The sequence below is a fragment of the Sporichthya sp. genome (genome assembly GCF_013815995.1).
In the GTDB taxonomy this organism is placed as follows: domain Bacteria; phylum Actinomycetota; class Actinomycetes; order Sporichthyales; family Sporichthyaceae; genus Sporichthya.
The window spans coordinates 1-8,987 of record NZ_JACDFE010000189.1; the positions used below are offsets into that span (position 1 = coordinate 1).

Annotated in this window: 12 protein-coding genes; 5 read left to right on the plus strand and 7 right to left on the minus strand. The window is 72.3% G+C overall.

Going from position 1 to position 8,987, the window contains the following annotated elements; genetic code table 11:
* A partial coding sequence (locus tag H0X00_RS18160; protein ID WP_293773647.1) for a leucyl/phenylalanyl-tRNA--protein transferase occupies nt 1–529 on the minus strand: 529 nt, incomplete at its 3' end.
* 5 nt (nt 530–534) lie between these two features.
* Nucleotides 535–1,512 carry a carbohydrate kinase family protein gene (locus tag H0X00_RS18165; RefSeq protein ID WP_293773650.1) on the minus strand — a complete coding sequence of 326 codons (978 nt, stop codon included), beginning with the start codon at nt 1,510–1,512 and terminating at the stop codon, nt 535–537.
* 162 nt (nt 1,513–1,674) lie between these two features.
* Between H0X00_RS18165 and H0X00_RS18170 the strand changes: the two genes are divergently transcribed.
* Nucleotides 1,675–1,857, plus strand: a complete 183-nt coding sequence (locus H0X00_RS18170) for a hypothetical protein (protein WP_293773652.1) — start codon at nt 1,675–1,677, stop codon at nt 1,855–1,857.
* A 142-nt stretch (nt 1,858–1,999) separates the two neighbouring features.
* Here H0X00_RS18170 and H0X00_RS18175 read toward each other — a convergent pair whose 3' ends face one another.
* Both H0X00_RS18175 and H0X00_RS18180 read right to left on the minus strand, forming a co-directional pair.
* Nucleotides 2,000–2,371 (minus strand): iron-sulfur cluster assembly accessory protein, encoded by a 372-nt coding sequence (locus tag H0X00_RS18175; RefSeq protein ID WP_293773654.1) that lies wholly within the window; start codon nt 2,369–2,371, stop codon nt 2,000–2,002.
* Between the two features lie 146 nt (nt 2,372–2,517).
* Nucleotides 2,518–3,642, minus strand: coding sequence for a glycerate kinase (locus tag H0X00_RS18180; protein WP_293773656.1), 1,125 nt, complete (start codon nt 3,640–3,642; stop codon nt 2,518–2,520).
* 83 nt (nt 3,643–3,725) lie between these two features.
* On the opposite strand from H0X00_RS18180, the gene nadA reads away from it, so the two are divergent.
* Nucleotides 3,726–4,886, plus strand: coding sequence for a quinolinate synthase NadA (gene nadA / locus H0X00_RS18185; protein ID WP_293773659.1), 1,161 nt, complete (start codon nt 3,726–3,728; stop codon nt 4,884–4,886).
* A 7-nt stretch (nt 4,887–4,893) separates the two neighbouring features.
* On the opposite strand, the gene H0X00_RS18190 is transcribed toward nadA, so the two are convergent.
* Nucleotides 4,894–5,949, minus strand: coding sequence for an SIS domain-containing protein (locus H0X00_RS18190; RefSeq protein ID WP_293773662.1), 1,056 nt, complete (start codon nt 5,947–5,949; stop codon nt 4,894–4,896).
* A 47-nt stretch (nt 5,950–5,996) separates the two neighbouring features.
* Complete coding sequence (locus H0X00_RS18195) at nt 5,997–6,749, minus strand: PspA/IM30 family protein (protein WP_367186687.1); 753 nt, start codon at nt 6,747–6,749, stop codon at nt 5,997–5,999.
* A gap of 73 nt (nt 6,750–6,822) precedes the next feature.
* On the opposite strand from H0X00_RS18195, the gene H0X00_RS18200 reads away from it, so the two are divergent.
* On the plus strand, nt 6,823–7,392 hold the full coding sequence (locus H0X00_RS18200) for a DUF3043 domain-containing protein (RefSeq protein ID WP_293773666.1): 570 nt from the start codon (nt 6,823–6,825) through the stop codon (nt 7,390–7,392).
* A gap of 14 nt (nt 7,393–7,406) precedes the next feature.
* On the opposite strand, the gene H0X00_RS18205 is transcribed toward H0X00_RS18200, so the two are convergent.
* Entirely contained in the window at nt 7,407–7,616 is a 210-nt protein-coding gene (locus tag H0X00_RS18205; RefSeq protein WP_293773669.1) for a hypothetical protein, read from the minus strand.
* 46 nt (nt 7,617–7,662) lie between these two features.
* Here H0X00_RS18205 and H0X00_RS18210 point away from each other — a divergent pair, with 46 nt between their 5' ends.
* Both H0X00_RS18210 and H0X00_RS18215 read left to right on the plus strand, forming a co-directional pair.
* Nucleotides 7,663–8,247 carry a bifunctional adenosylcobinamide kinase/adenosylcobinamide-phosphate guanylyltransferase gene (locus tag H0X00_RS18210; RefSeq protein WP_293773672.1) on the plus strand — a complete coding sequence of 195 codons (585 nt, stop codon included), beginning with the start codon at nt 7,663–7,665 and terminating at the stop codon, nt 8,245–8,247.
* A 21-nt stretch (nt 8,248–8,268) separates the two neighbouring features.
* Nucleotides 8,269–8,987: nicotinate-nucleotide--dimethylbenzimidazole phosphoribosyltransferase (locus H0X00_RS18215; RefSeq protein ID WP_293773674.1), on the plus strand; the 719-nt coding region annotated here is incomplete at its 3' end.

The following is an 8,987-nucleotide window of genomic DNA, read 5'->3' on the forward strand; positions in this document are numbered from 1 at the left end:
CCTGCGCGAGCAGCTCGCCCAGGGCGACGACGGCGGCCTTGGAGGCGTCGGTCTCGCGATGGAACATCGACTCCCCCGCGAACAGGCCGCCGATGGCCAGCCCGAACACCCCGCCGGCCAGCTCGCCGTCCGCGGTGCGCGCCTCGACGCTGTGCGCCCAGCCCAGTTCGTGCATCTGCCGGTAGGCCCGGCGCAGCCGCGGGGTGATCCAGCCGTGGGGGCGGCGCGGGTCGGCGCAGCCGGCGACCACCTCGTCGAAGGCGGTGTTGACGGTGATGGTGAAGCGGCGCCGGGTGCGCTGCAGGGACCGGCTGACGTGCACCGCCTCGATCGGCAGCACGCCGCGCGGGTCCGGGGACCACCAGCCCAGCGCGCCGCGTCTGCCCCGCGGCATCGGGAAGATCCCGGACCGGTAGGCGGCCAGCAGCGTCCCCGGTTCCAGGTCCGCCCCGACGCCGAGCAGACCCTGCGGATCGGCCACCTCCGGCGGCGGGAACGCCCAGGCGGTGGGGTCGGGTTCGGCGGGCACGTTCCCTAGGCGGGCAGGTGCGGCTCGACCTCGGCCGCAGCGTCCGCGCCGTAGGCGGCGCCGAAGCGCTTGATGAAGGTGGCCCGGTCGAGGGTGTACTCCTGCGTCCCGACGGTCTCCACGACGTGCGCGGCCAGCAGCGAACCGAGCTGCGCGCAGCGCTCCAGGCCGAGGTTCCAGGTCAGGCCGGCGAGGAACCCGGCCCGGAAGGCGTCGCCGACCCCGGTGGGCTCCAGCACCTTGTCCACCGTTGCAACCGGGACGTGGATCGGCGCCTCGCCGCGGCGCTGCACCCGGGCGCCGGCCGCGCCGAGGGTCGTGACCCGGACCTCGACCCGGGCGGAGATCTCGTCCTGCGTCCAGCCGGTCTTCTTCTCGACGACCGAGGCCTCGTACTCGTTGGTGAACAGGTAGGCCGCGCCATCGACCAGGTTGGCGATGTCCTCCCCGGAGAGCCAGGCCACCTGCTGGGACGGGTCGGCGGCGAACGGGATCCCGCGCTCGCGGCACTCCGCGGTGTGCCGGGCCATCGCGGCCGGGTCGTTGGCGCCGATCAGCACCAGGTCCAGCCCGCCGACGCGGTCCGCGACCGGGCCCAGTTCGATCTCCCGGGCCTCGCTCATCGCGCCGGCGTAGAACGAGGCGATCTGGGCCTGGTCCTGGTCGGTGGTGCACACGAAGCGCGCGGTGTGCTTGAGCTCGGAGATCTTGACCGACTCGGTGTCGACGCCGTGGCGCTCCAACCAGGACCGGTAGGGCTCGAAGTCCTCGCCGACGGCGCCGACGAGCGCGGGCTTCAGCCCGAGGCACCCCATGCCGAAGGCGATGTTGGCCGCGACGCCGCCCCGGCGGACCTCCAGGTCCTCGACCAGGAACGACAGCGAGACCTTGGCCAGTTGCTCGGCGACGAAGGAGTCGGCGAACCGGCCCTCGAAGGTCATCAGGTGGTCGGTGGCGATCGAGCCGGTGACCGCGATCTTCACGCTCGGTGCTCCTCGGGTGATTCTGTGCTGCTGGTGGGTCTGCTCGCGGGCTGGGCGACGCGCCGCTCAGGCTACCTGCAGGTAAGCCTGGTTCCGGCCCCCGTGACCCCTTAGCGTGGCCCCCGGCGAACCTCGCCAAGCCCCCACTTCGAGGAGGCCGTCATGGCCGATCCGCGAAAGTCTCTGCTGGCCCCCGGTATGGCCTCGCTGTGCCAGGACGCCCAGGCGCTGTCCGCGATCTACCCCGCGCCGCCGCAGCCGGCGCCGTCGAGCTGGCACCCCGCGCCGCTGGCCGTGTCCCCCGGCGCCCGCAGCCTCTGCGACAACGTCCCGCCGTACATCTAGCCCGACGCGCCCCCGCCACCGGCTCTTCCATGACTGGGTGGTCGATTTCGGGGCGTCCCGCGGCCAAAAAACGACCACTCGCTCATGCATGAGCGAGTGGTCGTTCTGGTTTTGCGGGCCCAGCTGCAGGTAGCTGCAGGGCCTAGTGGAACGAGTCGCCGCAGGCGCAGGAGCCGCCGGCGTTCGGGTTGTCGATCGTGAAGCCCTGCTTCTCGATCGTGTCGACGAAGTCGATGGTGGCGCCGGCCAGGTACGGGACGCTCATCCGGTCGACAACCACGGCCACGCCGTCGAAGTCGTGGACCGCGTCGCCGTCGAGCGAACGCTCGTCGAAGAAGAGCTGGTAGCGCAGGCCGGAGCAGCCGCCGGGCTGGACCGCGATCCGGAGCTGGAGGTCGTCGCGACCTTCCTGGTCCAGCAGGTTCCTGACCTTGGAGGCGGCAGCGTCCGAAAGGATGACGCCGCTCATGGTGGTGGTGGTCTCACCGGTGGCGGTCTCGCTGGATGCCGTCATGTAGCTCGCTCCTGGCGTATGTACGGGTCCCGCCCGCAGGTGCGGACTCACCCATGCTGACACACGGAACCAGTTCCGGCATTCCCCCCGACCCCGAAGCCCAACGGGGCTGTGCAGAGCGTCACACCCGCCGAGCGTGGAAGAGGTCAGCGCCGGGACCAGCCACGCGCGACCCGGGCGGCCAGCGAGGCGAGCTGTTCGGCGGGTGCGGCCATCGCCGCCTCGGCCGATCCGGCGTGTTCTGCCACGGAATAGACCGATTCCACCCCGAGCGCGGCCATCTCCCGCCGGCCGACCTCCACCTGCCCCGCAAGCAGCACCAAGGGGCGTGCCACCTGCATGGACAGCTCCGCCACCCCGGAGACGACCTTGCCCTGGAGCGACTGCCAGTCGAAACAGCCCTCCCCGGTGACCACCACGTCGACCCGGCCAGCAACCTCCGCCAGGCCGGTCAGCTCGAGCACGGTGGCGATCCCCGGCACCCGCGTGCCACCAAGCAGTAACAATCCGTAACCGAGGCCGCCCGCCGCGCCCGCTCCGGCGGCGATCGCGAGCGAGCCGGACATGTTCAGCCCGACCCCGGGCTGGGCGGCCCGGGCAAAGTGCTCCAGGGCGGCGTCCAGGCGCTGCACCGCATCCGCCGTAGCGCCCTTCTGCGGGCCGAAGATCGCGCTCGCGCCGCGCAGGCCGAGCAGCGGGCTGTCGACGTCGGAGGCCAGGCGCAGGTCGATCCCGGCCAACCGTGCCCGGGCCGCGCACAGATCGAGCGTTTCGAGGCCGCTCAGCGCCTCGCCGCCGGATCGCAGCAGTTCCGCCGGCTGCGCGCCGAGGGCGGCCAACGCGCCCGCTCCCCCGTCGTTGGTGCCGGACCCACCGAGTCCCACGACCAGCGAGCGCGCCCCGGCGTCCAGGGCAGCCGCGATCAGCTCGCCGACGCCCACGGTCGAGGTCCGGGTCGGATCGCGCCGGTCAGCCGGGACCAGGTGTAGGCCGCAGGCCTGGGCGGACTCCAGGTAGGCGGTGCCGTCCGGGGTGAGCAGGACGGTCGCCGGGACGGGATCCCCGAGCGGCCCGGTGACGATCACCGCCAGCAGGTCACCGCCGAGCGCGGTGTGGACCACGTCGACGAAACCCGGGCCGCCGTCGGACAGCGGGGCCAGGGTCAGTTCGTCGTCCGGGGCAGCCGAACGCCAGCCGGCCGCGATCGCCGCCGCGGCGTCGGGGGCGCTCAGGGTCCCGCTGAAGCAGTCGGGGGCGATCAGTACACGCACGCCCCGGAAGATAAACCCCCGGCCTGCGCGTTCTGCGCTGTGCAAGCATCGTGCGCGACCCGCCGCCCGAAACGGAGACTGCCGTGAGCATCAGCACCCCGGTGCCACTGACGTTGCTGACGCGTGGTCCGGCCGACCTCTCCTCCGAGCGCGGCGTCGAATGCCCCGGTGAGCTTCCGGCGGCCGCCGACCCGGCGCTGGCCGGCCGGATCGCCGCCGCCAAGGCCGCCCTCGGGGACCGCGTATTCGTCCTCGGTCACCACTACCAGCGCGACGACGTGATCGCCTTCGCGGACGTCACCGGTGACTCGTTCAAGCTCGCCCAGCAGGCCGCCGCCCGGCCCGAGGCCGAGTTCATCGTGTTCTGCGGCGTGCACTTCATGGCCGAGTCGGCCGACATCCTCACCGGCCCGCACCAGCGGGTGATCCTCCCGGACCTCGCGGCCGGCTGCTCGATGGCCGACATGGCGACCTGGGCGCAGGTCGAGGACGCCTGGGACGTTCTCTCGGATGCGGGAGTGGCGGACTCCGTCGTCCCGGTCTCGTACATGAACTCGTCAGCGGCGATCAAGAGCTTCACCGGCCGGCACGGCGGCACGATCTGCACCTCGTCCAACGCCCACGTCGCCCTGGAGTGGGCCTTCACCCGCGGCGAGAAGGTGCTGTTCCTGCCCGACCAGCACCTCGGTCGCAACACCGCGGTGCGCCACCTCGGGATCAGCCTCGACGAGTGTGTCGTCTACGACCCGCACAAACCCGGTGGCGGACTGACCGAGCGTCAGTTGCAGGACGCCAAGATGATCCTGTGGCGCGGCCACTGCTCCGTGCACGGCCGCTTCACCGAGCAGAACGTGGCCGACGTACGAGCGCGCATGCCCGGCGTCAGCGTGCTGGTGCACCCCGAGTGCCGATACGAAGTGGTCGACGCGGCGGACTACGTCGGCTCCACCGAGCACATCATCCGCACCCTGGAGGCCGCCCCCGCCGGGTCGGCCTGGGCGATCGGCACCGAGCTCAACCTGGTGCAGCGCCTGGCCAGGATGCACCCCGACAAGCAGATCGCGTTCCTGGACAAGACCGTCTGCTACTGCTCGACGATGAATCGCATCGACATGCCGCACCTGGCCTGGGCGCTGGAGTCCCTGGCCGCCGGCCAGGTCCGCAACGTGATCAGCGTCGACGCCGAGACCGCTCGCTACGCAAAGCTCGCACTGGACCAGATGCTCGCCCTGCCAGGGATCTGACGCAGCCTCAGTCGCCGGAGGCGACGGGGCGCGAGGTGCGGCCCAGACCGAGGCCGAGGTAGACCGCGGCGTACTGGCCGGTGGTCAGGAGCGCGGCATAACGGCTGATCGGTCCGCCCTCGGTGCAGGTGACCACCCGGTGGCGCACGCCGTTCTCGCCCGCCTCGGCCAGGAGCCGGCTACGGGTCATCCGGATCGTGGTGTCCTCGGAGCCGTCGTCGAGCACGATCAGCATCGGGCGCAATTCGGCCGGTCCGTCGTCGAACGGGTCGGCGAAAATGTCACGGCCGGAGCCCGCGCCGGCGCCGCGGATCACCGGCAGCAGGTGTCCGGCGTCGGCGGCCAGGGCGGTGCGCCCGCTGGCCTGGCGCATCGCCTCGGCGACCCGGCGCGCGGCCCGCGCGGCCAGCACCGAACCACCCCAGACCAGCGGCACCGTCTCCGCCAGTTCGACCGCGAGGTCCTTGGCCGGGTTGTTGCCGAGTTCCTTGCGCGGCGAGCAGGTCAGAGCCGACTCGACCAGCTTCTCGGCGACCTCCTCGGCGTCCACCTCAGGACCGAGGCCGAGGGTGTGCAGGGCCTGCAGGGCGACCACGGCGACTGCCAGGACGTCGTCGGTCTGTGTCGGCAACAGGACCGTGGAGCGGCTGGCCGAGGACTCGGCCAACGGAGACGAGGCGGGCGCGGAGACCAGCAGAACGCAGCCGCGGCGCACCGCCTCGGCGGCCGCCGAGGCGGCATCCGGGCTGTGCCCGCCGGGAGCGATCACCACGACCAGGTCCAGCGCCCCGGCCCAGCCGGGCAGGCCGGGTCCGGGCCAGGCGACGAACGGGACCGGGCACCAGGGCTCGAGAACCGCGCGCAGCAGACGCGCGTCCGAACCCGCCGCGACCACGGCGCGGGGCCGTGGCGTGTTCGCCAGCGCGGCCATCGCATCGCCGGAGGCGTTGACCTCGTGCCGCACCCGGGAACCGGCCTCGGCCAGGTTGCGCAATACCTCATCGGCGCCGGCCAGCGCCGTCTCGTCCCCGAGGAGGTGGTCGTCGAAGAAATCCGCAGCCACTCAGATCACCCGTTCCGTGCTGACGTGCCCGTGGAGGTGGCCGCGGGTCACGAGCCTTCCGCCGGGTCGCTGCCGATCTCCTTGCGCGCCGACGTGCCGCCGGCGCCGATTTCCGATCTCATCCGGGCGATCTCCAGCTCGACCTCGGAGGCCGAGGAGAGCCGAGCCAGTTCGCCGGCCACGTCACCGCTGACCGCACCGGGACCTGCGTCCAGCGCGCCGGAGGCGATCAGCTCGTCGATCGCACCGGCCCGGGCCTGCATCTGCTGGGTCTTGTCCTCGGCCCGCTGGATCGCGAGCCCGACCTCGCCCATCTCGTCGGAGATCCCGGTGACGGCCTCGTTGATCCGGGTCTGCGCCTCGGCGGCCGTGTACTTGGCCTTGATCGTCTCCTTGCGGGTGCGGAAGGCGTCGACCTGCGCCTGCAGCCGCTGCGAGGCGAGGGTGAGCTTCTCCTCCTGCGCGGCGAGATCGGCGTGCTGGGCCTGCAGCTCCAGGCCCTGAGCCTGCGCCGCGGAGCGGCGGGTCAGCGCCTCCCGGGCCAGGTCCTCACGACCGAGGGAGAGCGCCTGGCGGGCCTGGTCCTCGCACTTGGCCGCCTGCTGGCTCAGTTGCGTCTGCTGCAACTCCAGGCGCTTGCGCGAGGAGGCGACGTCAACCACGCCGCGCTTGACCCGCTGGAGCATCTCCAGCTGCTTGGAATAGCTGTAGTCGAGGGTCTCGCGCGGGTCCTCAGCGCGGTCCAGGGCCTTGTTCGCCTTGGCCTTGAAGATCAGCTTGACTCGCTGCCACATGCCCATCGGCCGCGTGCCGCCCTTTCGTCTCAGATGATCTCCAGCGGGTGCCTCACCCTAGCCCGACTATTCTGGGCTCGTGTTCACCCGACGCGGCCGAGGATCGGCCATTGACGAGCCGGTCGAGACGACCCCTCCGGTCGACCTGCGCAAGGGTCGGCCGACCCCGAAGCGCGCCGAGGCCGAGCGCGAGCGCCGCGAGCGGATCCGCGCCCCCCGGGATCGCAAGGCCGCGTCCCTGCAGGCGAAGAAGAAGCGCTCGGAGACCTCGAAGCTGATGCGCGAGGCGCTGAACAACGGCGACGAGCGCTACCTGCCGAATCGGGACAAGGGCCCGGTTCGCAAGTTCGTCCGCGACTTCGTGGACGGCCGGCTCACCGCGGCCGAGTTCTTCATGCCCATCGCGGTCGCCGCCCTGGTCTTCATGGTCCTCGGCGCCGCCGGCATCGGCGGCTCGGTGTCCTCGGTGATGATCATGATCGTGCTGTTCGACTCGGGCATCCTGACCGTGCAGCTGCGCAAATCGCTGCGACGCAAGTTCCCCGACCAGTCCACCCGCGGCGCCGTCGCCTACGCCCTGATGCGGGCGCTGACCTGGCGTTCGATGCGCACACCGAAGCCGCAGGTGGCGCGGGGCTACCGGCCGTAGGTCGCGCTGTCCGGCTATTCGGTCGGGTGCAGGGACATCGGTCCGTAGACCTTCGTCCCGTTCTCCAGCAGCGTCACGCCGTCGACGCCCTGGTCCAGCAGCTCGCGCCAGACCTCGCCGACCCAGCTCTCGGCGTCCGCCTGGGTCGGGAACTGCGGCACCGAGCCGGCGACCGGAATCACCTCACCGCCGTCGCGCTTCTCGTACCGCCAGCTCCAGGCCATGGGTTCGCTCCCTGAAATGTCCATCGAGTACGAAAGGCTAGCCGCCATGTCCGACGGTGCTCCCCCGCGACGCGTTCTGTTGCTGGGCGGCGCCCGGTCGGGCAAGTCGCTGGCCGCGGAGACGATGGCCGCCCGCGCGTCACTCCTGACTGGCGGCGGGCCGGTCACCTACGTCGCGACCGCCGAGGTGCGCCCCGACGACCCGGATTGGGCTGCCCGCATCTCCGCCCACCGGGACCGGCGCCCGCCGACCTGGCACACCGTCGAGACCGCCGACCCGGCGCCCGCGCTGGCCGGCGGGGGCGTCGTGCTCGTGGACTGCATGGCGCTGTGGCTGACCCGGGCGATGGACGACGCCGGGGCCTGGGACGACGGCGCCTGGGCCACCACCGCCCCCGCTGACCTGGCCGAACGGGTGAATGCGCTGATCACGGCCTGGGCGGAGAGTCCCGGGACGGTGATCGCGGTGAGCAATGAGGTCGGCATGGGTGTGGTGCCCGCGACGTCGGCCGGGCGGCGGTTCCGGGACGAGCTGGGACGCCTGAATGTGCGCCTGGCGGCGGCCGCGGACGAGGTCTATCTCGTGGTCGCGGGCAGGCTTCTTCCGCTGGCGGATGCCGCGGAGGGGTAGGCGTGCCCTAAGGTCCGGTCGATGAGCAGCGTGCGGCTCGACAAGCTCGCCGGCCTGATCGAGTGGCCGGACGACGACGCACGCTCCGAGGCGGTCCAGCTGCTCCGCGGCCGCCGGGAGGACCCACTCGGGCGCCTGGGTGACGCCGCTGCGTGGCTGGCCGCGGTGACCGGGCAGTGCCCGCCCCCGCCGCTCCGCGCCAAGCTCCTGGTGTTCACCGACGACGGTCGTGTCCCCGAGATCGCCCAGCGCGTCGCCGCCGGAGCCGGGCGCAGCCTGCACGGCGCGCGTGCGGACGGTGGTGCGACCGAGGTCTGGGACGCGCTCGCCGCCGGAGCCCTGCTGGCCGACGCGGAGGCCGACGCGGGCGCCGATCTGATCCTGCTGGCCGCGCCGAGCGAGGCGGCCCGGATCCCGGCCGCGACCCTGATCGCGTTCGTGAACGAGGCCGACGCCCAGACCGTCGCCAGCACCCTGCGCGGTGATCAGGAATGGATGCGGATGGTCTCCGCGGTCCGGGACAGCCTGCGCCGGGTCAAGAAGGCCGACGAGGACCCCATCTCGCTGCTGACGGCCCTCGGCGGCACCGAGATCCCGCACCTGACCGGCGTGATCCTGGGCGCAGCCGTGCGGCGCACGCCGGTCGTCTTCGAGGGCCTGGCCGCCACCGCGGCCGCCGTGATGGCGCACCGGATCACCGGCGCCGCCGGCAGCTGGTTCATGCCGGCGCACGCCGACCC

Bases quoted from the DNA above. Each gene is read 5' to 3' on its own strand.
- H0X00_RS18170 (WP_293773652.1), top strand. From the start codon at position 1,675: ATGGCCGATCCGCGAAAGTCTCTGCTGGCCCCCGGTATGGCCTCGCTG.
- H0X00_RS18175 (WP_293773654.1), bottom strand. From the start codon at position 2,371: ATGACGGCATCCAGCGAGACCGCCACCGGTGAGACCACCACCACCATG.
- H0X00_RS18195 (WP_367186687.1), bottom strand. From the start codon at position 6,749: ATGGGCATGTGGCAGCGAGTCAAGCTGATCTTCAAGGCCAAGGCGAAC.
- H0X00_RS18205 (WP_293773669.1), bottom strand. From the start codon at position 7,616: ATGGCCTGGAGCTGGCGGTACGAGAAGCGCGACGGCGGTGAGGTGATT.
- H0X00_RS18210 (WP_293773672.1), top strand. From the start codon at position 7,663: ATGTCCGACGGTGCTCCCCCGCGACGCGTTCTGTTGCTGGGCGGCGCC.